At 66.3% G+C, this 22,864-nt stretch carries 24 protein-coding genes; 6 read left to right on the forward strand and 18 right to left on the reverse strand.

All coding sequences use genetic code 11. From position 1 onward, the window contains the following. The first annotated feature begins 47 nt into the window (after positions 1 to 47). Positions 48 to 644 carry a recombination mediator RecR gene (recR, locus tag AIOL_RS01645; protein WP_049641281.1) on the forward strand — a complete coding sequence of 199 codons (597 nt, stop codon included), beginning with the start codon at positions 48 to 50 and terminating at the stop codon, positions 642 to 644. A gap of 38 nt (positions 645 to 682) precedes the next feature. Here the strand turns inward: recR and AIOL_RS01650 are convergent, their stop codons facing one another. From AIOL_RS01650 to AIOL_RS01675, 6 genes are all read right to left on the reverse strand, one after another. Then, positions 683 to 1,255 carry a DUF4453 domain-containing protein gene (locus AIOL_RS01650; RefSeq protein WP_049641282.1) on the reverse strand — a complete coding sequence of 191 codons (573 nt, stop codon included), beginning with the start codon at positions 1,253 to 1,255 and terminating at the stop codon, positions 683 to 685. Next, on the reverse strand, positions 1,252 to 2,889 hold the full coding sequence (locus AIOL_RS23875) for a peptidoglycan-binding domain-containing protein (RefSeq protein ID WP_053101147.1): 1,638 nt from the start codon (positions 2,887 to 2,889) through the stop codon (positions 1,252 to 1,254). Before AIOL_RS23875 ends, AIOL_RS01650 begins: the two co-directional genes overlap by 4 nt. A 42-nt stretch (positions 2,890 to 2,931) precedes the next feature. After that, positions 2,932 to 4,131 (reverse strand): phenylacetate--CoA ligase family protein, encoded by a 1,200-nt coding sequence (locus AIOL_RS01660; protein WP_049641283.1) that lies wholly within the window; start codon positions 4,129 to 4,131, stop codon positions 2,932 to 2,934. A 140-nt stretch (positions 4,132 to 4,271) separates the two neighbouring features. Further along, entirely contained in the window at positions 4,272 to 5,093 is an 822-nt protein-coding gene (locus tag AIOL_RS01665) for an ABC transporter ATP-binding protein (protein ID WP_049641284.1), read from the reverse strand. A gap of 105 nt (positions 5,094 to 5,198) precedes the next feature. After that, on the reverse strand, positions 5,199 to 6,485 hold the full coding sequence (locus tag AIOL_RS01670) for an ABC transporter substrate-binding protein (protein WP_049641285.1): 1,287 nt from the start codon (positions 6,483 to 6,485) through the stop codon (positions 5,199 to 5,201). Positions 6,486 to 6,594: 109 nt separating this feature from the next. After that, positions 6,595 to 7,719, reverse strand: a complete 1,125-nt coding sequence (locus AIOL_RS01675; protein ID WP_049641286.1) for a branched-chain amino acid ABC transporter permease — start codon at positions 7,717 to 7,719, stop codon at positions 6,595 to 6,597. A gap of 232 nt (positions 7,720 to 7,951) precedes the next feature. On the opposite strand from AIOL_RS01675, the gene AIOL_RS01680 reads away from it, so the two are divergent. After that, the gene (locus tag AIOL_RS01680) at positions 7,952 to 8,419 is read left to right on the forward strand and encodes a hypothetical protein (protein WP_152912308.1); all 468 of its coding nucleotides are present in this window, start codon (positions 7,952 to 7,954) and stop codon (positions 8,417 to 8,419) included. A gap of 13 nt (positions 8,420 to 8,432) precedes the next feature. On the opposite strand, the gene AIOL_RS01685 is transcribed toward AIOL_RS01680, so the two are convergent. The 7 genes from AIOL_RS01685 to AIOL_RS01715 all read right to left on the reverse strand — a co-directional run bounded on the left by AIOL_RS01685 (position 8,433) and on the right by AIOL_RS01715 (position 14,506). Next, complete coding sequence (locus AIOL_RS01685; protein ID WP_049641288.1) at positions 8,433 to 8,861, reverse strand: hypothetical protein; 429 nt, start codon at positions 8,859 to 8,861, stop codon at positions 8,433 to 8,435. Then, positions 8,858 to 9,856 carry a branched-chain amino acid ABC transporter permease gene (locus tag AIOL_RS01690; protein ID WP_049641289.1) on the reverse strand — a complete coding sequence of 333 codons (999 nt, stop codon included), beginning with the start codon at positions 9,854 to 9,856 and terminating at the stop codon, positions 8,858 to 8,860. The genes AIOL_RS01685 and AIOL_RS01690 overlap by 4 nt, the downstream gene beginning before the upstream one ends. Then, complete coding sequence (locus tag AIOL_RS01695; RefSeq protein ID WP_049641290.1) at positions 9,849 to 10,409, reverse strand: hypothetical protein; 561 nt, start codon at positions 10,407 to 10,409, stop codon at positions 9,849 to 9,851. Before AIOL_RS01695 ends, AIOL_RS01690 begins: the two co-directional genes overlap by 8 nt. 62 nt (positions 10,410 to 10,471) lie before the next feature. Beyond that, positions 10,472 to 11,056, reverse strand: coding sequence for a hypothetical protein (locus AIOL_RS01700; protein WP_152912309.1), 585 nt, complete (start codon positions 11,054 to 11,056; stop codon positions 10,472 to 10,474). Then, entirely contained in the window at positions 11,053 to 11,499 is a 447-nt protein-coding gene (locus AIOL_RS01705) for a hypothetical protein (protein ID WP_152912310.1), read from the reverse strand. Before AIOL_RS01705 ends, AIOL_RS01700 begins: the two co-directional genes overlap by 4 nt. Positions 11,500 to 11,614: 115 nt before the next feature. Next, the gene (locus AIOL_RS01710; RefSeq protein ID WP_049641916.1) at positions 11,615 to 12,433 is read right to left on the reverse strand and encodes an ABC transporter ATP-binding protein; all 819 of its coding nucleotides are present in this window, start codon (positions 12,431 to 12,433) and stop codon (positions 11,615 to 11,617) included. Between the two features lie 102 nt (positions 12,434 to 12,535). Beyond that, positions 12,536 to 14,506 (reverse strand): AMP-binding protein, encoded by a 1,971-nt coding sequence (locus tag AIOL_RS01715; RefSeq protein WP_049641293.1) that lies wholly within the window; start codon positions 14,504 to 14,506, stop codon positions 12,536 to 12,538. 172 nt (positions 14,507 to 14,678) lie between these two features. Here AIOL_RS01715 and AIOL_RS25650 point away from each other — a divergent pair, with 172 nt between their 5' ends. From AIOL_RS25650 to AIOL_RS01730, 4 genes are all read left to right on the forward strand, one after another. Continuing rightward, positions 14,679 to 14,846, forward strand: a complete 168-nt coding sequence (locus AIOL_RS25650) for a hypothetical protein (RefSeq protein WP_200898713.1) — start codon at positions 14,679 to 14,681, stop codon at positions 14,844 to 14,846. 92 nt (positions 14,847 to 14,938) lie between these two features. Next, positions 14,939 to 15,589, forward strand: a complete 651-nt coding sequence (locus AIOL_RS01720) for a histidine phosphatase family protein (RefSeq protein WP_049641917.1) — start codon at positions 14,939 to 14,941, stop codon at positions 15,587 to 15,589. A gap of 275 nt (positions 15,590 to 15,864) precedes the next feature. Beyond that, entirely contained in the window at positions 15,865 to 16,914 is a 1,050-nt protein-coding gene (locus AIOL_RS01725) for a saccharopine dehydrogenase (RefSeq protein ID WP_049641294.1), read from the forward strand. Between the two features lie 10 nt (positions 16,915 to 16,924). Continuing rightward, on the forward strand, positions 16,925 to 18,073 hold the full coding sequence (locus AIOL_RS01730) for a saccharopine dehydrogenase C-terminal domain-containing protein (RefSeq protein ID WP_049641295.1): 1,149 nt from the start codon (positions 16,925 to 16,927) through the stop codon (positions 18,071 to 18,073). An 84-nt stretch (positions 18,074 to 18,157) separates the two neighbouring features. On the opposite strand, the gene AIOL_RS01735 is transcribed toward AIOL_RS01730, so the two are convergent. From AIOL_RS01735 to AIOL_RS01755, 5 genes are read right to left on the reverse strand one after another with little or no spacing between them, the layout of a single operon-like run. Beyond that, the gene (locus tag AIOL_RS01735) at positions 18,158 to 18,892 is read right to left on the reverse strand and encodes an SDR family NAD(P)-dependent oxidoreductase (protein ID WP_049641296.1); all 735 of its coding nucleotides are present in this window, start codon (positions 18,890 to 18,892) and stop codon (positions 18,158 to 18,160) included. Then, positions 18,889 to 19,473, reverse strand: a complete 585-nt coding sequence (locus AIOL_RS01740; RefSeq protein WP_049641297.1) for a DUF3833 domain-containing protein — start codon at positions 19,471 to 19,473, stop codon at positions 18,889 to 18,891. Before AIOL_RS01740 ends, AIOL_RS01735 begins: the two co-directional genes overlap by 4 nt. A 3-nt stretch (positions 19,474 to 19,476) precedes the next feature. Continuing rightward, positions 19,477 to 20,736 (reverse strand): MFS transporter, encoded by a 1,260-nt coding sequence (locus tag AIOL_RS01745; RefSeq protein ID WP_200898714.1) that lies wholly within the window; start codon positions 20,734 to 20,736, stop codon positions 19,477 to 19,479. Beyond that, positions 20,733 to 21,494 carry a DUF1365 domain-containing protein gene (locus AIOL_RS01750; protein ID WP_049641298.1) on the reverse strand — a complete coding sequence of 254 codons (762 nt, stop codon included), beginning with the start codon at positions 21,492 to 21,494 and terminating at the stop codon, positions 20,733 to 20,735. Before AIOL_RS01750 ends, AIOL_RS01745 begins: the two co-directional genes overlap by 4 nt. Beyond that, complete coding sequence (locus tag AIOL_RS01755; RefSeq protein ID WP_049641299.1) at positions 21,491 to 22,789, reverse strand: NAD(P)/FAD-dependent oxidoreductase; 1,299 nt, start codon at positions 22,787 to 22,789, stop codon at positions 21,491 to 21,493. The genes AIOL_RS01750 and AIOL_RS01755 overlap by 4 nt, the downstream gene beginning before the upstream one ends. Positions 22,790 to 22,864: the final 75 nt, after the last annotated feature.

The raw sequence follows: 22,864 nt of genomic DNA on the forward strand, positions 1-22,864 counted from the left end.
GCATTCTCCGCTACAACATGTCGGGTGACCAGTCTAAACCTGTCCATATGAGCGACGCGCCCAAAGAGATAGACGCCCTGATCGACATGATGGCGCGCCTGCCCGGCCTGGGCCCGCGCTCGGCCCGGCGCGCGGCGCTGCATCTGATCAAGAAGCGCGGCATGCTGATGAAGCCCCTGGCCGAGGCGATGGGCGCGGTGGCCGACACCGCGCGCGAATGCCTCAATTGCGGGAACATCTCCACCGCCGACATCTGCTCGATCTGCACCAGCGAAAAGCGCCGCATCGGCGAGATCTGCGTGGTCGAGGACGTGGCCGATCTCTGGGCGATGGAGCGCGCGGCGGTCTTTAAGGGGCGCTACCACGTGCTGGGCGGCACGCTGTCGGCGCTGGATCAGATCGGGCCAGAGCAGCTTGGCATCCCCAAGCTGATCGAGCGCGTGTCCAGCGAGGAGGTGACCGAGGTGATCCTGGCGCTCAACGCCACCGTGGACGGGCAAACCACGGCGCATTACATCGCCGACCAGCTAGAGCACCGCGTGCGGGTGACCTCATTGGCGCAGGGCGTGCCGATCGGCGGAGAGCTGGACTACCTTGACGATGGCACGATCACGGCGGCGCTCCGGGCGCGCAAGCAGGTCTGAAGGCGGCGAAGCCGACAAGGGCGCAAAGAGCGGTCGCCTTACCCCGCCATCATCTCGCAACTCGCCGCGTCGAACCGGATCGCGGCCCAGCCCACGGCCACGACCTCGCCCTCCGTCATGGCCTCGACAAAGCTGTACCCGTCCGCGTCCTCGTATTGCAGCAGCAGATCGACCCCGTCGAACACGGTCGCCATCTTCGCCGCGTCCTGCCCGCGCCCGGCAAAAAGCGACAGCGGCCCGCCGCGCCACCCGATGCAGGCGCTCTCATATATCGACGGGAATGGCTGATCGGTGAGCCGCTTGCGCGCCTCGCTAAGCGACACCGAGACCCGGCCCGCGGATGTGTCCACCCGGCAGCCCTCCTCCGCCTCGCTGGCGCGCAGGCGCGCCACGAACGCCGCCTGCCGCGGGGCCAGCGTGACATCCTTGCCGACACAGCCGAAATTGCCGAACACCGCCTGCCCCAGATTGGACCCAAAGCAGTACCCGGCCTTGTGGAAGGCCATGTTGCGCGCGAACCAAAGCTCCTCGCAATAATCAAGCGCCATCGCGGGCCCGCCAAGGCACAGCGCACCCAGGGCGGCGGCCCGCAGCAGCGGCGCGGGTCTCAAAGCGCCGAGGCCAGCAGGCGAATGGTGGTCTCGCGCGTCACATACCCGGTCACCGCCAGCCCTGCGGCGCGCTGGAAGTTGCGCAGCGCCTTGCGGGTCTGCTTGTCGAACTTGCCGTCCGCGCGCCCCGGCTCCATGTTCAGAGCGTTCAGCTGCCGCTCGATCAACTGCCGCGTCACAAGGTTCAGCCGCAGGCGTTTCTCCTCGGCGGCGGCGGCCTCTATGACGTCGCGCGGCGTCTCCGGCTGGGCCATCGCCTGGATCCGGGCGTTCGCCTCCCCGGCGAAGAGCCCGCGCGGATAGGCGTCCAGATAGGCGCGATAGGCCTCAACGGTGTTGAAGATGGTGGCCTGGTTCCAGGCCTCCCGCTCCTGCGCCTCGGCCAGGCGGCGGCTGTCGCGCTCGATGGCCGCAAGGCGGCGGCGCGCCTCGTCGGAATGGATCCCGTCAGGGTAGTTCTCCAGGTAGGCCCGCAGGCCGGCCTCGTCGCCGCTGGCCCCGGTCTGGTTCCAATAGAGCCGGTCGCGCTCTTCGGCCTCTCGGCGGCGCTGCTCGGCCTCTAGGCGCAGCTCCTCGGCGCGCACGGCGGCGGAGGCCTCGATCTGCGTGACCTGGTTGCCGGTCAGAAAGCCCATGCGGGGCTGCCCGACGCTGCCCTGCCAGCGCGAGATGGCGGTGCGCGAGTTGCGCCCGAAGACGCCGTCAATGCCGCGGGTGTCGAACCCTAGAAGCGTAAGCTGGCGCTGCACGGCGGCGCGCTGCTGGCGGGTCAGGCCCAAGGCGGCCTCGGCGCGCTGGGCGCGCTCCTGTGGCGTTAGGCTTAGCTCGCGCTCGCGGCGCAGGGCCTCCTGCGTGTAGGGGCCATCGCGGAAACGGCGGATGAAGGCGCGGTAGGCCTCAAGCGTGTCCTGCGCCTGCGCGTCGCGCCAGGCCAGCATCTCGATCTGCGCAAGCAGCTCGGGGCTGTCGCCGCCGCCGTCGACAAAGGCCTTGTTGCGCGGCACGTAGCCCATAAAGCGCACGCCGTTGGAGGCGCGGTCGCGCGCGCCCGCGATGCTGCGCCCGGGCTGCAGGATGTCCTCGCGAATGGCCCGCGCCACCGGCCCCGGCGGCCCCGCGATCACGGTCAACCCGTTCGCAACACCGCGCTCCCGAAAGCCAGAGCGGGCCCCCAGGGCGTCCACCGCGGGCCGGGGCGCCTCGGCGATGGCCACGATCGCGTCCCCCGGCCGCTGCCCGGCCAGCGCCAGGAAGGGCTCCAGCGGCAGCGCCTCGCGGCCAATCAGCAGCCCGTTCACCGGGCCCGCATCCACATGCAGAAGCCAGTTCTGCCCCGCCCCGTCCACGATATGGCCCGCGATCACGATGACTAGCCGGTCCGCCGCCTCCATGCGCTGCCACAGCGCGTCCGCCTCTTGGATCGACGCGGTCTTGCGGGTGTTCGAGATCACATCGACCGAGAACCCCGCCTCGCGCAGATCACCCTCCAGGGTGCGCGCCTGGCCGGCCTCTAGCACGCGCGGGTAGTCCTCGTAGAATTGGTTGGCGATGATGATGGCGACGTCCTCGGCGCTGGCCACCCCAGGCCAGGCCAGGACAAAGGCGGCGATCCAAGCTCTTAGCATCCGCGACATGTGTTCCCCTTAAAATGGCTCAATGGTTAACTTGGGCTATGGTCAGTCATAAACCCGTTGGTCGTCAATGACTTTGCCGTCTTTGGGCAGGCTGCCCTCCGGCACCAGGGTGACGGTGCCGCTCAGCTTCAGGACCTCCTTGAGGCTCGCGGCGTAGGGTGCGGGGTCGCTGGCCGGGGTCTCAAGCTGCACCTCCATGGCGTCGGCCTCGCCGGCGCGGGTGGCGATGACGCGGGCCTTGGTGACCTCGGCGTGGCGCGCGACCAGGGCGGCGACCTGCTCGGGGCGCACGAACATGCCCTTGATCTTGGTGGTCTGGTCGGCGCGGCCCATCCAGCCCTTGATGCGCCTGTTGGTGCGCCCGCAGGGGCTTTGGCCGGGCAGCACGGCGCTGAGGTCGCCGGTGGCAAAGCGGATCAGCGGGTAGTCGGGGTTAAGCGCGGTGACCAGCACCTCGCCGACCTCGCCCTCGGGCACGGGGTCGCCGGTGCCGGGCGTGACGATCTCTACGATGGCGCCCTCGTCGATGATCATGCCCTCCATGGCGTCGGATTCGTAGGCGATGTTGCCCAGATCGGCGGTGGCGTAGCATTGCAGGCAGGCGATGCCGCGATCGGCGTATTCTTGCCGCAGGCTGGGGAACAGGGCGCCGCCGCCCACCGCGGCCTTGGTGATGCCAAGGCTCAGGCCCAGCGCGTCGGCCTTGTCGAGAATCACTTTCAGGTAATCCGGCGTGCCCGCATAGGCGGTGATCCCCATGGCATGGGCGGCCTGGGCCTGCAGCTCGGTCTGGCCGGTGCCCGCGGGGAAGACCTTGGCGCCCACCGCCCGCGCGCCGCTCTCAAACATCATGCCGGCGGGGGTGAAGTGATAGGCAAAGCAGTTCTGCACCACGTCGCCCGCGCCAAAGCCCGCCGCGTGCAGGAACCGCGCAAAGCGCCACCAGTCGGGCTTTTCCACATGGCCCGGCTCATAGATCGGCCCGGGGCTCTGGAAAAGATGCGTGTAGTCGCCCATCTCGACGCCGCCGAATGGCGGGCGGGCGGACTGCCAGCCGCCAAGGTCGCTCTTGCGCAGAACCGGAAAGCGCCGCAGATCCGCCAGATCGGCCAATGCGCCCGAGGGCCAGGCCGCGCCAACCGCGGCCTGGATGCGTGCGACCAGCGCCTGCGCCTGGCTCAGTTGATCGGCCTCCCGCGCGTCCTGGCTGCGGGTCTCTAGATCGTCGTAATAGGCTGCCATGGCGCGCTCCCTTTATGCTTCACCTTGTTGAAAATACGCATGCGCGCCCTCGCCAATCAACGCCCGGCTCATGTTTCGCGTCGCCGCGCCGCGCGCTTAGGAAAGAGCGTGCGGAAGCACTCATTTGGATTGCGGCGCGCTTAGCTCAGCCAACGCTTGCGGCGGCGGTACGAGCGCACGTCGCGATAGCTCTTGCGGCCCTCCTCCGAGAGCCCCAGGTAGAACTCCTTCACGTCCGGGTTCTCGCGCAGCTCATCGGCGGGGCCGTCCATCACGATGCGGCCCGATTCCAGGATGTAGCCGTAATGCGCGAACCGCAGGGCGACGTTGGTGTTCTGCTCGGCCAGAAGGAAGCTCACGCCCTCCTTCTCGTTGAGGTTCTTGACGATGCCAAAGATCTCTTCCACCAGCTGCGGCGCCAGGCCCATGCTGGGCTCGTCCAGCAGGATGGTCTCGGGGCGGCTCATCAGGGCGCGGCCGATGGCGGTCATCTGCTGCTCGCCGCCCGAGGTATACCCGGCCTGGGATTTGCGCCGCTCGGCCAGGCGCGGGAAATAGGTGTAGACTAGGTCCAGATCCTGCTTCACCGCGGCGCCGTCGCGGCGGGTATAGGCCCCGGTCATCAGGTTCTCCTCGACGGTGAGGTGCTCAAAGCAATGCCGGCCCTCCATCACCTGGATCACGCCGCGCTTGACCATGTCGGCGGGATCAAGATGCGCGGTGTCCTCTCCGCGGTAATGGATCGAGCCCTTGGTGACCTCGCCGCGCTCCGAGCCCAGCAGGTTAGAGATCGACTTCAGCGTCGTGGACTTGCCCGCGCCGTTGCCGCCCAGCAGCGCGGTGATGCCGCCCTTGGGCACGCTCAGGCTCACGCCCTTCAGGACGAGGATCACGTGATTATAGATCACCTCGATATTGTTGACCTCAAGCAGGGTCTCGTCTGTTCGGCCCGCGTCCAGCATGTCTTGCCTCACCGGTATAGAGGGGCGCAGTTCCCCTGCTTCATCTTGTCATAAATACGCAAACACCCGGCCGCAGCGCGCGCCGCGGCCGGGATGCTCACGCGCCTAGTTGCAGCGCGCTTCGATGTTGTTCTCCGAGGCGTAGGCCTCTGAGTCGGCCATCACAAGCGGCCCGATCACGTCGGCGTCGGGCGCCTCAAAGTCCGAGATCAGGGACCACTGTCCAGAGCCCGCATCCCACTGCGCCACGGCGCCAAGACCGTCGCCGCCGTGGTTCTCGCAGCTCACCTTGAAGGTGGGGCCGAAGTTCGGCAGGCCCAGCTCGGCCATCTTCTCGGCGCTCATATCAAGCGCCTCCATGCCGTCGCGCATCATCGCGGGGGTGATGTCACTCACGCCGTGGATGCCCTGCGCGGTGCGGGCGGCCTCGGCGGCCAGCATCGCGGCATAGACGCCCCGGTTGTAAAGCACGGTCCCGACCTGATCGCCCGCGCCCGCGGCCTTGCCCGCGTCCAGCACGTATTGCTGGATGTCGCCAAAGAGCGGGAAGTCCGAGCCCACATTGTGGAAGGCCAGCGCCTTATAGCCGGTCGCCGCGTCGCCCGCGGGCAGCACGTCATTCTCCGAGCCGGACCACCAGATGCCGATGAAGTTCTCCATGTTGAAGCGGATGTTGGCGGCCTCCTGGATGGCGACCTGGTTCATCACGCCCCAGCCCCACATGAACACGTAGTCCGGGCGCTCGCGGCGGATCTGCAGCCATTGGCTCTTCTGCTCCTGGCCAGGGTGATCCACGGGGATCAGGGTCAGGTCAAAGCCGTGCTTGGCCGACAGGTCCTCAAGCGTGCGGATCGGCTCCTTGCCATAGGCGGAGTTGTGGTAGACCAGCGCGATCTTCTTGCCGCTGATGTCGCCGCCGTTCAGCTCCAGGGTGTGGTTCACCGCGATGGAGGCGCCGTTCCAGTAGTTGGTGGGGTAGTTGAACACGTGGCTGAAGACCTTGCCGTTCGCGGCCGAGGTCCGGCCGTAGCCCATCGAGTGGATCGGGATGCCATCCGCGGTGGCCTTGGGGATCAGCTGGTAGGTGATGCCGGTCGAGAGCGGCTGATAGACCAGCGAGCCTTCGCCCTTGGTGGACTCGTAGCACTCAACGCCCTTCTCGGTGTTGTACCCGGTCTCGCATTCCAGCACCCGGGCCATCTCGCCGCCGATGCCGCCGTCGCGCTCGTTCAGCAGGGTGAAGTAGTCCTGATAGCCATCCGCGAAGGGGATGCCGCCCGCGGCGTAGGGCCCGGTGCGGTAGGACAGCGACGGGAACACAAGGTCCGCCATCGCGGGGACAGCGGCGGTCATCGCCCCCGCCAGCGCCATAGTCGCAAGTTTCAATTTCATTTTTTTCCTCCCATTAGTTTTCTTTTTTACGCGTGAGGCGGGACAAGTCCCGCCCTACGGGTTCGGTCGGTAGGGCGGGACTTGTCCCGCCGCACCCAATGGCCCCACCTTAATACGGGAACGGCCAGAGTCTCAGTTTTTCTTTCGCCAGTCTCCACAGCTGCGCCAGCCCATGCGGCTCTGCGATCAGGAAGACCATGATCAGCCCGCCCACGACCATGAAGATCATGTGCTCGGCCAGGTCCGTGGGCCAGCCCATCTGGCCGACCATGACGTTCTTGAGCAGCACCGGCATCAGCACCATGAAGGCCGCCCCCGCGAAGGAGCCGAAGATCGAGCCCAGCCCGCCGATGATGATCATGAAGAGCACCAAAAAGGACTTCTGGATGCCAAAGACCTCGCCGACCTCCACCGCGCCCAGATAGACGCTGAAGAACAGCGCGCCCGAGACGCCCACGAAGAAGCTCGAGACCGCGAAGGCGCTCAGCTTGGCGCGCAGCGGGTTCACCCCGATGATCTCGGCGGCGATGTCCATGTCGCGGATCGCCATCCATTTGCGCCCCACCGCGCCGCGGGTGAGGTTGCGCGCCAGCCAGGCCAGCAGCACCGCGAAGACCAGGCAGAACAGATAGCTCGCCGCCGGGCTCGCCGTGGCGCCGGTGACCTCGAACCCGAACACGCCCCGCGTGGGCGCGTTGATCTGGCCCGAGGCCGAATAGTTGTAGGACCACTCCCACTTGTTGAAGAGCCACACCAGGAAGAACTGCGCCGCCAGCGTCGCCACGGCCAGGTAGAAGCCCTTGATGCGAAGGCTTGGCAGCCCGAACAGGAGCCCCACAAAGGCCGTCACCAGCCCCGCCAGCAGCACGCTAAAGAAGATGTTGATCGGCGGCAGCGCGTAGCGGATCCACTCGCCATCCGCGCCCATAAAGTAGATGTCGATCCCGGTCATGAACTTGTAGCAGGCATAGGCGCCCACCGCCATGAACCCGCCCGTGCCCAGGCTCACCTGCCCGCAATAGCCCGTCAGGATGTTCAGCCCGATCGCCGCGATGGCGTAGATCAGGAAGGGCAGCAGCACCGCGTTCGCCCAGTAGTCGTTGATGATGAACGGCACCACCAGGAAGGCGAAGGCCAGAACCACGTAGTACCGCCAGCGATCAAACGCGATGGGGAAGGTCTGGCTGTCCTGACTGTAGGTGGTGCTGAAGTCACCGGATTCACGATAGAACATCTAGATCTTCCCTACGGTTTCGACTGGGTCTGGGCGGGTGAGGGATTGCGCTCCCTTCGGGATCGCGGTGGCGCAAATTCCTTGGAAGGAATTTGAAAATCTCTTGAAAGAGATTTGGTCCCGCCCGCCGCACGGTAACGCTTTGTTCACCCCGTCACACGCTTCCACGATGTTGCCACATTTCGCCCCATTTCCCGCGGCATCTCTGGTCCGGCGAGTAAGGGTGGACGACATGACTGCAATCCTGGATGCGATCCGGCGGCTGGAGGCCGCCCATGAGCGCGGCGAGATCGACGAGGACGAGTACCACGACGTGCGCCGCTCGGTGATGAACATCGTCGAGGACGCCGAGGAGGTGGACCTCGACGCGCCGGAATATGACACCGACATCATCACCGACGAGCCGCCGTACTCTGAGGTGGCCCAGATCGCGCTGCTGGCGGGGCTGGGGTTCATCACCTGCATGGGGCTGGCGACCTGGTTCATCGGCGACGTCATGGCGGCCTTCACGGTCTCGCTGGGCCTCTTCACCGCGGCCACCATCGGGGTGGCGCACCGCATGGGTCTGATAGAGGAGCCGCTGAACGAGTTCTTCGCGCGCAGCGACGACGACGAAGAAGAGGACGGCGCGGACCCGCAGGACGCAGACGACGAGGTGCTGCTCGACGACAGCCTGCCCGAGAACCGGGCCAGGGGCTGACACCAACGCGCGCTCATTCGAACACCCCCGCGTCCACCACGGGCGGCGGCCGGAACCAGCGCCAGCCCGAGCGGATGTAAACCACCGCCATCCAGCCCGACAGCACCGTGGGCATCGCGAGAAAGCCCACCAGCTGGATGAAGCCTATGGCCCCGCGGAGCGGCGCTTCGAACCCAATAACAACTGTGATCAGCCCGAACCCCAGCGCGGCGACGGCCAGCGCCAAGGCGATGAGGAAATCCGCCCCACGATGGACGCCCGCTTCCACCTTGCCCAATCGCCAGATCGCCGCGATGGCCGCGCCGGCGGGCAATAGAAACAAGAGCGGCACGCCCCCGACGACAACGATCTGGCCTAGCAACAACAGCAGCAGGCCGGAATACCCCACCGCGTAGAGCGCCAGCAGCCAGGCCGCGAGCTTTGTCGCCGTCTGCAAGGTCACACTCTCTCAATGATCTTCTCTCCGAACAGGCCCTGCGGGCGGAACACCAGGAAGATCAGCGCCAGCACATAGGCGAACCACAGCTCGGTGGCGCCGCCCAGATAGGGCACCCCGATCAGCAGCTCGAACAGCTTCTCGCCCATGCCGATGATCAGCCCGCCGACGATGGCGCCGGGGATCGACGTAAAGCCGCCCAGCATCAGCACGGGCAGCGCCTTGAGCGCGATCAGCGACAGCGAGAACTGCACGCCCGACTTCGACCCCCACATGGCCCCCGCCACCAGCGCCACCACGCCCGCGATGGACCAGACCAGCACCCAGATGAACCGCAGGCTGATGCCCACCGACAGCGCCGCCTGGTGGTCGTCGGCCACCGCGCGCAGCGCCCGGCCCTGCTTGGTGTACTGGCTGAACAGCGTCAGCGCGATCACCAGCACGGCGGCGGTGATCGCCGCGATGATATCCAGCTGGTCGATGAAGAAGCCATAGAAGTTCTCGCCCCCCAGCCAGGCGGTGTTCTCCTCGATCCAAAAAGAGCCGCCCTGCGGGATGCCGATATCCAGCTTCTTGATGTTGGAGCCCCACATCATGTCGCCGAAGCCCTCCATGAAGTAGGCCAGGCCGATGGTTGCCATGAAGAGGATGATGTCGGGCTGGTTCACCAGATGCCGCAGGATGAATCGCTCCACCGCTATGGCGATGATCACCATGACCACCACCGTCAGGGCGATGCCCAAGAGGGCGGGCGCGTGCCAGCCGAAATGGTGCACATCCGTGCCGAACAGCGCGTTGATCAGATGCGCGAAGGGCACCTGCCCGTCCATGATCCCCACCAATGTGAGCGCCGCGAACAGCGCGAAGACCCCCTGGGCGTAGTTGAAGATCCCCGAGGACTTGAAGATCAGCACAAAGCCCAGCGCCACCAGCGCGTACAGCACCCCCGCCATGAGCCCGTTGATCGCGGCCTCCACCGCATAAAGAAACTGGTCAGGCATCGCTCGGTGTCTCCAACTTGAAGCCGTAGTTCAGTCTTAGGCCGTCATGCGGCGGCGCTTGGTGCCCCCACCGCGCCAGCATCAGGAACTCCTGCGGGTCTGGCACCCGGTCCTTGAACACGTGGAACAGCGCCGCGTTGTTTTGGGCCGCAATATCCTCGTGGATCGCGCCCGGCATCATGTCCGCCGCCATTTCCAGGAACGCCGTCGCAAGTGCTGCCTCTTGCGCGGGATCGAAGGGCACGATGTCGGCAATGACGCTGCAGCGGTCTATGTCGACGCTCAGCCGCACCTCTGCCTTTGGGTCCCAAAGCTCTTCGGCCATGCTGCCGCCCGCAATCGTGCCCGGATAGGGGATCAGCCCGTCATAGGCGCTTGAGTGGATCACCGGCTCCCGAGAGCCGGGTTTGCACAGCGCCACGAACCGGTCCATCACCAGCGCCACGCGGTCCGGCGCGGCGAACCAGCCCAGCGCCCATGCCACAGCCGCCATCGCCACGGCGCCCGTGGCGAACCCGCTCAGCCGAGCGCGATATGTCGGCGAAAGCGCCATCTAGCCGCCGCACCCCATCCGATGCGCGGCATAAAGAGACTGGTCAGGCATCCCGCGACCTCTCATCCGCAGACCTCGTATCGGGTGGCGTCGGTTATGAATGCGGCGAAACGCAGCTCGCCGGTGAGTTTCTCGGTGGCCCCAACCAAAACCTCGTCAATGAAGGGTGCCATCGTCGTCGCGCTGGCCGAAACCGCCCAATAGCGCGGGTCGCAGCGCACCATGGCGTGCAGGCGGTACTCTGGAAAGGTGTCGTGATGGTGGGGTCGCGCGTATCTGGCCCCAAACCAATGATCCAGCGTGTCTTGCGCCTCATAATACTCGATGGCGTCCGCGCCGTCGGGCGTTGGAAAGGTCAGCAGCGTGCAGTCAAAAAGCACACCCTCGCGGATGCTCGCCTTCACGTCGATCTCGCCGGACGCTGTCACCGCCTTGCCGCGCCAGATTTCGTTGATCGCAGTCTGCCATTCGTCGACCCCATGAAACGCCATCTTATAGGGCGTGAGGTAGTCCAGCCCGCCGCCATCCACCGCATCCCAGCAATCGGTCAAGAGGGTGTCCAGCGCCTCATCGACCGCAGCGTTGGATCGTTCGGCATGGGCCGCCAGAAGCAGCGACGAGCAGGCTATGCAAAGGAACCGCTTCACCCGCCGCACCCCATCCGATACGCGGGCACGGTGGCCAGTTGCGCGGCGAAGCCCCGCCCCTTCGCGGTCGGGTCCAGGAACAGCGCCATGCCGCGCGTCTCCGCGCAGGTCAGGATCACCTGCCCCGCCTGGGCGAGCTCCACCTTGCTGCCAGGTTTCGCCATCTCGGCCACGGCCAGCGCTTCGGAGAGCTGCGCCAGAGCGGTCAGCTCCGCCGCGTCCGGCCCGAGTGGCCGATAGGCCACGTCGCAGACGCCAGAGGCCTCGCCCCGCCGCAGCAGGCTCACCGTCAGCCCGCCCTCATCGGCCCCGCGCCACCCGAGGATCGTGACCGTCTCGGTCACCGCCCGTGTTTCCTCCTCCAGATCGGCGAAGGCGCCGACCTCTCCGGTCAAGAGCGCCGCCCGGCAGCCCTCGACATAGCCCGCCAAGCGCTCGGCCATGCCCGCCTGGGTGGCGGTCGCCGGCCCGACAGCTAAGCCGCTGATAACGCACAAAAGCCATACACTTGCCCGACAGAAGTCCGACGGAAAGCCGACGCTTATCCGACGCCGGATTTTAGTCATGGCTGACCCCAAGATAGGCGTCGATCACGGCCTGGTTGGAGCGCACCTCGTCCGGCGTGCCGTCGCCGATCTTCTTGCCGTAATCCATCACCACGACCCGGTCCGAGAGGTCCATGACCACGCCCATATCGTGCTCGATCAGCGCGATGGTGGTGCCGAACTCGTCGTTCACGTCCAGGATAAAGCGGCTCATGTCCTCCTTCTCCTCAACATTCATGCCCGCCATGGGCTCGTCGAGCAGCAAGAGCATTGGCTCGGCGGCCAGGGCCCGTGCCAGCTCGACCCGCTTTTTGAGGCCGTAAGGCAGCCGCCCCACCGGCGTCTTCCTAATCGCTTGAATTTCAAGGAAATCAATGATCCGCTCGACCTTCTCGCGGTTCTCGTTCTCTTCCTTTTCGGCAGCGCCCCACCACATCGCCTGGGCGACCATGTTGGTCTTCATATGGGTCAGGCGCCCGGTCATGATGTTGTCGAGCACGCTCATGCCCTCGAACAGAGCGATGTTCTGGAAGGTGCGCGCGATGCCCTCCTGGGCGACCTGGAAGGGCTTGACCGGGCCGCGCACGGCGCCCCTGAACCAGACCTCGCCCTCCTGCGGCTTGTAGAAGCCCGAGATGACGTTCAGCATGCTCGACTTGCCCGCGCCATTGGGCCCGATAATGGCCCGGATCTCGCCCTCGCGGATATCGAACGAGATATCCTTGATCGCCGTAACACCCCCAAACTTAAGGGTAATATTCTTCATCTCCATCAGCACGCCGCCGATGGTGCGCCCGTCTGCGGTCACATAGCTGTCGCCCGTATCAAGCACCACATGGTCCCTTCTTCGGTTTGAAAATATCCCAGGGGGGTCTGGGGGGACAGCGTCCCCCCAGTTGGTCGGATTTCGCGCATGCGAAATTCGAAACCAAAATCATTCCGCCGCCATCCTCTGACCGACCGGCTGCACGGCGGCATCCCGGATCTCCAGCGTCGCCGTGATCTTGCCCTTGCGGCCGTCCTCATAGGTGACCTCGGTCTCGGTGTAGATCTCCTTGGAGCCGTCATACAAGGCGTCCACCAGATCGCCGAACTTGTCGTTGATCACCGCCCGGCGGACCTTCATGGTGCGGGTCAGCTCGCCGTCATCGGCGTCCAATTGCTTGTGCAAAACCAAGAACCTATGGATCTGGCAGCCGTTCAGCATCTCGTCCTGGGCGACGCTCCGGTTCACCTCCTCGATATGCTCCTGCACGGTCTGATAGACCTGCGGATGCGCGGCCAGCTCCTGGTAGGAGCCATAGGCGATGTTGTTGCGCTCCGCCCAGTTGCCCACCGCGGTGAGGTCGATATTGACCATCGCGCAGCAGTGATCGCGGCCCGCGCCGATCACCACGGCCTCTAGGATGTTGGGGTAGAACTTCAGCTTGTTCTCGACGTATTTCGGCGCGAACATCTGCCCGGTGGACAGCTTGGCCACGTCCTTGGCGCGGTCGATGATCCGCAGGTGCCCAGAGCTTTCCTCGATGAACCCCGCATCCCCCGTGGCGACCCAGCCCTCGGGGTCCTTTGTGGAGGCGGTGCTCTCGGGGTTCTTGTAGTATTCGACGAAGGTACCGGGCGAGCGGTAATAGACCTCGCCATTGTCGCCGATCTTGATCTCCACGCCCGGGATGGGCACGCCCACCGTGTCCGAGCGCACCTCGCTATCGGGCTGGTTGGTGATGAAGACCGAGGCCTCGGTCTGGCCGTAGAGCTGCTTGAGGTTGATCCCCAAGGAGCGCCAGAAGTCGAAGATCTCCGGCCCGATGGCCTCGCCTGCCGTGTAGGCCACGCGCACATGGGACATGCCCGCGCGGCTGCGCAGGGGGCCGTAGACGCAGATATTGCCCAGCCAGTACTTGAAGCGGTCCCAGCCGCCCACCGGCTTGCCGTCAAGGATATCCGGGCCCACCTCGCGGGCATGGGCCATGAAGTACTTGAACATATTGCGCTTCAGCCGGCCCGCATCCTCCATCCGGATGGTCAGGATGGTGATGCGCTCCTCGAAATAGCGCGGCGGGGCGAAGAAATAGGTTGGGCCGATCTCATGCAGGTTCTCATACATGGTCATGGCGCGCTCGGGGCAGTTCACGCAGAAGCCGTTCCAGAAGGACTGGCCCACCGAGAAGATGAAGTCGCCGACCCAGGCCATGGGCAGGTAGGCCAGGATCTGCTCGTCATGCGTGAGGCTGTCGAACTCGGACGAGGCCTTGGAGGCCTCGATGATGTTGCGGTTGCTCAGGACCACGCCCTTGGGGCGGCCCGTGGTGCCCGAGGTGTAGAGCATCACGCAGGTGTCGTCATAGGTCAGCGCGGCCTCGCGGGCCTTGAGGTCAGCGCGGAGGCTGGCCTCCGCCGCCCGCCCCGAGGCCATCATGCCCTCCAGCGAGGTCATCTTAGAGTGGTCGTATTTGCGCAGCCCGCGCGGGTCGTAATAGACCACATGCTCGACGCTGCTGACCTTCTCTTGGCACTCGATGACCTTATCGACCTGCTCCTGGTCGCCGCAGATCACAAAGCGCGCGCCGCAATGCTCCAGCACATAGGCCATCTCCTCGGCCACGGCGTCCTGGTAGAGCGGCACGGGGATGGCGCCGCATTTCTCGGCGGCGACCATGGCCCAGTAAAGCTTGGGCCGGTTGCGCCCGATGATGGCGACGTGGTCGCCCTTGGCCAGGCCCAGCCCGGCGAGGCCCAGCGCCATGGCCTCGATCTCTTCCGCGACCTCACTCCAGGTCCAGCTCTGCCAGATCCCGAACTCCTTCTCGCGGAAGGCGTCTTGGTCGCCAAAGTCGCGCACGTTGCGCGCCAGAAGCGCGGGTATAGAGATCAGGTCGTCGACCTGGTTTTGCGTACCGGTCACGTAGTCCTCCCTGGTGGCTCTTGCGGCCTTGGATCGCTTTGCGCGATTCCGTGTGTCACTATTCAAATTTGGGGGCCTTGCGTCAACTCACTTTTTGAACAGATGTTCAGTTAATCGCCAGCCGGGGCGCGGCCCGCTTTACGCGGCGCGGGACTTTGCTAGACTGCTAAGCATGGACCCGATCGCAATCGCCTTCTATGCCGTGATCTGCGGCTGCCTCGGCGCAGCCTCGCCGGTTATGCCCTCATTGCCGGCGCGCCTTGGCGTCGGCGTGGTCGTGGGCGTGCTGGCGGCCATCGCCCTACCGATGCTGAAGGGCTGGTTGACCGCCTACCCGTAAACGCGGGTTTTCCGATCTGGAAACGGCTTGTACCTTGCCCGCGAATGTCGGATCACTCCGGCTCCGCAACTGCAAAAGACGAAGGCGCGACATTGGGAGAGATCGTTCTAATCCGCCACGGCCAGGCGAACTCCACGGCCAAGACCGAGGAGGAGTATGACCGGCTCTCAGAGCTTGGGCACCAGCAGGCCGCCTGGCTTGGGGCGCATCTGCGCGCCCATGAGGCCCCCTTTGACCGCGTGTTGACGGGCTCGCTGCGGCGCCACAAGGAAACCGCCGCCGGGATGGGCGATATGGGTGCTGCGGCAGAGGAAGACGCGCGCTGGGACGAGATGGATTACTACCGGCTCAGCCAGGCGATGGAGGACGTGCACGGCGTGCCGCATCCCACGCCCGAGGAGTTTTCGGACCATGTGCCAAAGGTCATGGCCGCCTGGCAGGCGGACACGATCCGCGGGCGCGAAAGCTATGCCAGCTTTGCCGGGCGCATCGCCGAGGCCCTGGCTGCGGCCAGCGCCCCCGGCGCGCGGGTGCTCTGCGTGACCTCCGGCGGCGTGATCGGCACGCTGATCGGCCAGGCGCTGGGGCTGGACACCGCGCGGACCTGCCACATCCTGCTGCCGATCCGGAACTCCTCGGTGCACCGATTCCAGGTCCGCGACGAGGGCACGCTGCTCGCGGGCTTCAACGCGCACCCGCATCTGGACCCGCCGGAGCGGGCGCATGCGCGCACGACCTACTAGGCGATTGAACGCGCCAGAGCACAGAGGCCGGACCCACCGCGCGCATTGTTAACCCCGGCCTTTCTGTACACGATGCCCGACGGAAGTCCGACGTTTTGCCGACAAATGTCCGACACGGGATTCGCCAGTAATCATTGGGGTTAACCCGCGATTCGCGGAACTGCGCGGTGCGCAAGCGCAAGACTCGCTTAACCAATTGTGGCGCGCCTCGGAATTCAGGCTGTACCTGGCCGCGCCTCTCATGCCAAACCACCACCCGCAAAGGGGACGCATCAATGACACATCTTTGGGTCCGCGCCGAGCAGCGCGACAACGAGGAACGGGTGGGCCTGACCCCCGACGGGGCGGCGGCCCTGCTGGCCGCGGGCCTTCAGGTGACGGTCGAGGAAAGCTCGGTCCGCGCGATCCCCATCGAAGGCTACCGCGCCGCGGGCTGCATCATCGCGCCGGAAAATTCCTGGCCGGAAGCCCCTGATAACGCTGTCGTTTTTGGCCTCAAGGAGCTGCCCGAGGACGGCTCGCCGCTGCGGCATCGCCACATCATGTTCGGGCACGCCTATAAGGGCCAGCCCGCGGGGCTCGACCTGCTGCGCAGGTTCAAGGCCGGCGGCGGCACGCTCTATGACCTGGAGTATCTGGTGGATGGCAGCGGGCGGCGGGTCGCCGCGTTCGGCTATTGGGCGGGCTATGCCGGGGCCGCTGTCTCGCTGATGTGTTGGGCCGCGCAGCAGACCGGCGCGACCTGCCCGCCTGTCACAACTTACCGGAATCACACGGAACTTTTGCAGGACCTAGGATCGCGCCTCGCCGAGGCGCCGCGCCCCAACGCCCTCGTGATCGGTGCTCTGGGCCGGGTCGGCACCGGCGCCGCCGAGCTCTGCGAGGCGATGGGCGTTGGCCTCACTAAATGGGACATGGCCGAGACCGCCCAGGGCGGGCCCTTCCCGGAGGTGCTGCAGCATGACATCTTCCTGAACGCGATCCTGGCGCGGCCGGGCTGCCCGGTCTTCGTGCCCCCCGACGCACCGGCAAGCCCCCGGAATCTCACGGTTATTGGCGATATCGCCTGCGATCCGACCTCTGATTTCTCGCCGATCAAGATCTATGACCGCACCACCACCTGGGAGGCCCCCGCCCTGCGCGTCCATGACGCGCCGCCGCTGGACGTGATGGCCATCGACAACCTGCCCTCGCTCTTGCCGGTGGAGAGCTCCCAGGATTACGCCGCGCAGCTTCTGCCCACACTCTTGACGCTCCCCGCGCTTGACCAAGGCGCCTGGGCGCGCGCAAAGTCCGACTTCGACGCGCATATCGCGCAGCTATAGGGAAAAAGACATGACGATACATTGGTGCGGAACAGGCCTGTCGGCGATCCCCGGCCTGCGGCGCCTGCTCGAGGCCGGGCAGGATGTGCAGGTCTGGAACCGCACTTTGGGGAAGGCGCAAGAGGCGGTGGGCGATCTCACGGATCGGATCTCGGGCTTTGATATCAACGCCTTAGACGCTGCGGTGACCGAGGGCGACTGTGTCGTCTCTATGCTGCCGGGCGATTGGCACGTGCCATTGGCCGAGCGCGCCATCGCCAAGCGCGCCCATTTCGTCAGCTCCTCCTACATCGCGCCAGAGATGCGCGCGCTGGACGGGGCCGCCCGCGACGCGGGCGTGGCGCTGGTCAACGAGGTCGGGCTCGACCCGGGCATCGACCACTCCATGGCGCATTGGCTGGTGGCCGATTACCGCGCGAGTGCGGCCTATGACGCCGGCAACGCGATCAGCTTTCGCAGCTATTGCGGCGGTATCCCGAAACACGCGAACCCGTTCCGGTACAAGTTCTCCTGGTCGCCGCTTGGGGTGCTGAAGGCGCTGCGCTCGCCCTCGAAATCCATCAAGGAATACAGCGCGTTGAACGTCGACCGCCCCTGGGATGCCATCAGCAGCTACACCGCGCCGCTGCCCTCGCCAGAGGTGTTTGAGGTCTACCCCAACCGCGACTCGCTGCCCTTCATGGCGGACTACCAGTTCGACCCCGACTGGCCGGTGCGCGCCTTCGTGCGCGGCACGCTGCGGCTAGAGGGCTGGGCCGAGGCCTGGGCGGACGTGTTCGCCGAGATCGAGACGCTGCAGGGCGAGGCCGGCGAGGCGCGCCTGCGCCAGATGTCCGATCAGTTCTGGGCCGAGAACGCCTATGACCACGGCGAGCCCGATCGCGTGGTCTTGTTTGTCGAGCTCAAAGCCGAGGCCAAGGGCGCCAGCGCGCCCGCCTACCACAAGACCTACACGATGGACGCCTGGGGCGATGATCGCGGCACGGCCATGGCCCGACTGGTATCCGAACCCGTCGCGCTGGCCGTCGAGGCCACGCTGGCGGGCGAGATCGCGCCGGGGGTCAGTGCAGCGCCCAGCGACCCGGTGCTGGTGGCGCGCTGGATGGACAATGTGGCCACGCTGGCGCAGCATCTCAGGGTCGTCGACCATCTCGAATGAAGCGAACCCATTGCATCGCGCGCGACCCAAATCTCTTCCAAGAGATTTGCAAATTCCTTGCAAGGAATTTGCCCCCTTCGGGCGTTAGCGCCCGAAAATCGGGTAGTAGAGCCAGTCTGGCAGGAACTGCCCGCCCCGGAACAGCGCCGCGAATATCGCCGGAAAGCTCTGCGTGAAGCGAAAGCTGCGCATATGCGCAACCATGCGATCCGCCGCCGGTGCGGGATCCATGATGAACGGCATGCGGAACGCGTTCTTTTCGGTGAGCCGCGTGCGGATGAAGCCCGGATTCACCAGCTGTATGTCCAAGCCTGACCCGCGCAGGTCGGCATGCAGCGCCTCGGCCAGATACATCACCCCGGCCTTCGACGACCCGTAGGCGGCGGCCCCGGGCAGGCCGCGGAAGCCCGAGAGCGACCCGGTCAAGACGATATGCCCCGCGCCGCGCGCCCGCATCCCCGGCAGCACCGCGCCGATGGCGCGCAGCGCGCCGGTATAGTTCACATCCGCCATCGCCTCGGCCCGGCTGGAATCCCAATCCTGCGCCGCCATGGGCCAGTAAACACCGGCCAGAAAGACCATGCCGTCGATCTCGCCCGCAGCGTCTGCCGCTGCCATCACGGAACCGGTATCCGCCACATCGCAGGGCAGCGCAGAGGCGGGCCCTGGCAGCGCCTGGACCAGGTCATCCAGCCGGGCCGCGTTGCGCCCGCTGACGATGACCTCGACGCCCTGCGCGCTCAGCCGCTCCGCAAGCGCGCGGCCCAGCCCCTCGGAGGCCCCAATCAGCCAGTATCGCTTGCCGCTCAGCTCCCTCACTCTGCGGCCATGACTTTCTCATCGCCCACCACCGGGCGCATCGTCGCCACCAGCTCGGCCACCTTGATGCCGAACTTGCGGAACTGGCTGCGGTTGATGATCGTGCCGTTCTCCATAAGGTACATCCAGTCGGTCACGTCCAGCACATGCCCGCCCGCATCCTGCGGCAGTTGGATCTTGTAGCTCAGCCGCACCCCGGCGCCCGATTGCACGCCGGTTCCCTGCCCCACAACGTCGGGCGCCTCGGCGGTGATCATGCCGTCGCGCCCCAGCGTCAGCGACCAGAACCGGTCCTGCGCCCGCCCGCTATCGTAGCGGAAGTGCTCGGTCAGCGTGCCGCTGTCGCCATCCCAAGTGCCCTCCATATCCGCCACGAAGCGCGACGCAACGCGCCCCGTGGGGCCGTAGATCACGCCCTCGCAGAGGATCGGCCCCGACAGGTGGCGCTTGAGGTCGAACGCGGGCCCCTGGCCCGAGTAATCCTCCGGCGACTGTGCCAGAAAGCCCATCCGCCGCGTCCACACAAGCACCCCAAAGAGCGCAAGGACCGCACCGGCCAACATAAAAATCAGAACATCCATCGGTTAACTCTCTTCGATTGGGGTGGCGATCAAGACAAGGATCGCCAGGGTTTTCAGAACGCAGGGCAGCAGCGCATAAAGCAGCGTCAACGCTGTCAGCGCGGCGGCATCGTTGACGGCGCCGGATTGGAAGCCCGAGAGCTCCAGCACCGGCAGCACCACACCCGCGGCCAGCGCCAGCGTGGCCTTAGAGGCAAAGGACCAGAGCCCAAAGGCGCGGGCAGAGCCCGGCGCGATCCTGGCCAGGCGGGCCGAGAACAGCGCGGGCAAGAGCGTCAGGTCCGCGCCGAGCGCCGCGCCAGAAGCCAGGCAGACCAGCGCGAACAGCGCCACGTCGCCCGAGCCCAGCCCCAGCGTCAGCCCAAAGGCCGCCACGGAGAGGCACATGCCCATAAGCAGCACGCGCTTGGCACCGAACCGCTCCGCCGCGCGCGCCCAGAGTGGCGCCGCGATGGCCGCGGCCAGGAAAAACAGCACCAGCAAGGGCCCCTCCCAGCCTATCGCGCCCAACCGGCTCTCGACAAAGAACAGGAACAGCGTCGAGGACACGGCCACGGGCGCGGCGTTGAACAGCGCCACGAGCAGCAGCCGCGACGCGATGCGATCCGCCAGGATGTCGCCGAATTTCATCGGCACCGCCGGGCGCCGCTCGGGCATCGCCCACTGACCGCGCATCGCCATCAGCGCCAGCATCACCAGCACGCAGAACCCGGACGCGAAGGCCGCGAAGGGCGCGGTACTGCCTTGGGCCAAGAGCACCGGCGCCGCCGCCGCGGCGCACACGCCCACCAAGGCACCGGTCTCGCGCCAGGCCGCCAGGCGCAGATGCCCGCCCGCGCCCAGGCGCGCCGCACCGGTCACGCCGTTGGCGTAGAAACTGATCGTCAGAAAGCTATAGGCCGAGAACAGCACCGTCAGCGTGATCGCGAACCACCAGACCGGCGCGATGGGCGCGGGCACCGCAAAGAGGTTCACCATCGCCAGCGCCATCAGCGCGCCCGCGCCGATCACCCAGCGCCGCATGCCAGGCCCGGCCCGGTCAGAGAGCCAGCCCAGCAGTGGCTCCTGCACCACGTCAAGAAGGCGCAGCGCGAAGAGCACTCCTCCCAATAGCGCCAGGCTGACCCCATATTGGTCTACGAAGAACTTCGGCGCGTGGATGTATATCGGCAGGCCCGCCGCGGCGAGGCAGGCGCCAAAAAGCGCGTAGCCCGGCAGGAAGGGGGCCGTGGCGCGGGCCTGGACATCCGCTAAAGAGCTCACCGCGTGATCTCCTGCGCGGGCGGCTCGGGGCGGTTGCGGAACGCCGCGCCCTTCCACCAGAGCTTCAGCGCCTGCCAGTGGATCAGCCCCAGCACCCGGCGCGACCCGAAGGGGCGGCGCAGGCAGGCCGCGATGAGGCCCCATGTGGTCGCCGGCGCCCGCTTGCCGGTCAGCGTGGCGTAGACCCCGCCATTGCCGGACCGGAAGTCGATCCAGATGCCCAGCCGGTCCTCGCGGATGTCAAAGCGGAAACTGTACTCGCCCTCCACGGGCTGGAACGGCGAGACATGGAAGATCTTGCGCGCCGTCAGCGTGTCAGCGGCGGTGATCGGCGCCAGGTCGTCGCGGTGGCAGAAGTAAGAGTGCCGGTCGCCATATGTGTTGCTGACCTCGGCGATCACCACGCGCAGCGCGCCGGCCTCGTCATGGCACAGCCAGAAGCTGACCGGGTTGAACACATGGCCCAAAACGCGCGGCTGTGCGACCAGCAGGATGCGGCCATGCAGGTGCAGCCCATGGTCACCCAGAACCTGCCGCACCCAGGCCGCGCCTCGGCCCTTGCCCGGCGCGCCGCCGTGGTCGCTATCCCACAGAGAGAGCAGCCCGCGCCGGTTCCGCCGCAGGATCGCGGGCCGCATGCCCGCCCCCGCTTCCAGGTCCAGGCACAGGTAGTCCACGCGGTAGCGGAACGCGTTCTCCACCGCGCCGTGGCGGGCGTGGTGGGTCTCGCCGCGTATATGATCGACGCGGTTGCTCATTCGGCGGCCACCACAAACCCAGCCTGGTCGCGCAGCGCCATCGCCTCGACCACATCAACCGCGCTGGCCAGCCCGTCCTCGTGAAAGCCGTTCTTCATCCAGGCGCCGCAGAACCAGGTGTTGTTGGCGCCGTTGATGGCGCGGATCACGCCCTGGGCCTCCAGCGCCTCGCGCGTGTAGACGGGATGGGCAAAGCTCACCTCGTCATAGATCAGCTCCTCGCGGATCGCGCGCGCGCCGTTGAGCGTCACGAACATCGGGTCGTCCTGCGGGATCGGCTGTAGGGAGTTCATCCAATAGCTCAGCCCGATCCGGTCGTCGCCTGCGCCGTCCTCGGTATAGACCCAGCTGGACCAGCATTGCCGCCGCCGGGGCATCACCCCCGTGTCACGGTGCAGCACGGCGCGGTTGGGCTGGTACTTCACCGCCGAGAGCGCGGCGCGCTCCACCCCGTTGGCGTCCTGCAACAGCCGCAGCGTCACATCGGAATGGGTGGCAAAGATCACGTCGTCAAAGCTCTCCCAATCCTGGCCATGCAGCTTGACCCGCGCGCCCAAAGCGTCCCGCCGCACCGCCTGCACCGGCGTGCCGATGCGGATCGCCGTGCCCCGCGCCTCCAGCGAGCGCGTCAGCCGCGTCACGTACTCCCGGCTGCCGCCCTGCACCGTGTACCACTGGTGCTGGCCCGTTGCGCCCATAAGCGCGTGGTTCTTAAAGAACGCCAGCAGCGCGTCGGCGGGGAAGTCCAGGATCCCCTTCGCGGGTGTGGACCAGATCGCGCCCGAGAAGGGCAGCAGATAGCGGTCGCGGAACCACTTGCCCGTGCCGAGCTGCGCCAGCAGGTCACGGATCGACATCCCGGGCCGCGCCAGGTCCAGCGCGCGGGCGTTAAAGCGGAAGATGTCGCGCAGCATCGCCATGAAGCGCGGGTCCAGCACGTTGCGCCTTGTGGCCAGCAGGCCATTGAGATCGCTCAGGCAGTACTCCCAGCGCCCGGCGTCCAGGGACACGCCAAAGCTCATGCTGCTCTCAGTGATGGGCACGCCCAGCCGCTCGAAGAGCTTCACGATATGGGGATAGTTCACGCGGTTGAACACGATGAACCCGGTATCCACCGACTGGTCGCCGCGCTTGCCCGCCATCACGGTGCGCGCGTGCCCGCCCAGGCGCGGCTCCGCCTCGATCAGGGTCACCCTATGGTGCCCCGCCAAGAGGTCGGCGGCGCCGAGGCCGGATATACCGCCGCCGATCACCGCGATCTTGCGCGGCGGGGCCGCATTTTGCTCAAAAGGCATTCAAGTTTTCCTGCGTGAACCTGTTTTGCAATACACTACGTGCCAAAGCTCTCACCGGATTGAATAAAAATTTGT

It is taken from the genome of Candidatus Rhodobacter oscarellae (genome assembly GCF_001078595.1).
GTDB lineage: Bacteria > Pseudomonadota > Alphaproteobacteria > Rhodobacterales > Rhodobacteraceae > Rhodobacter_B > Rhodobacter_B oscarellae.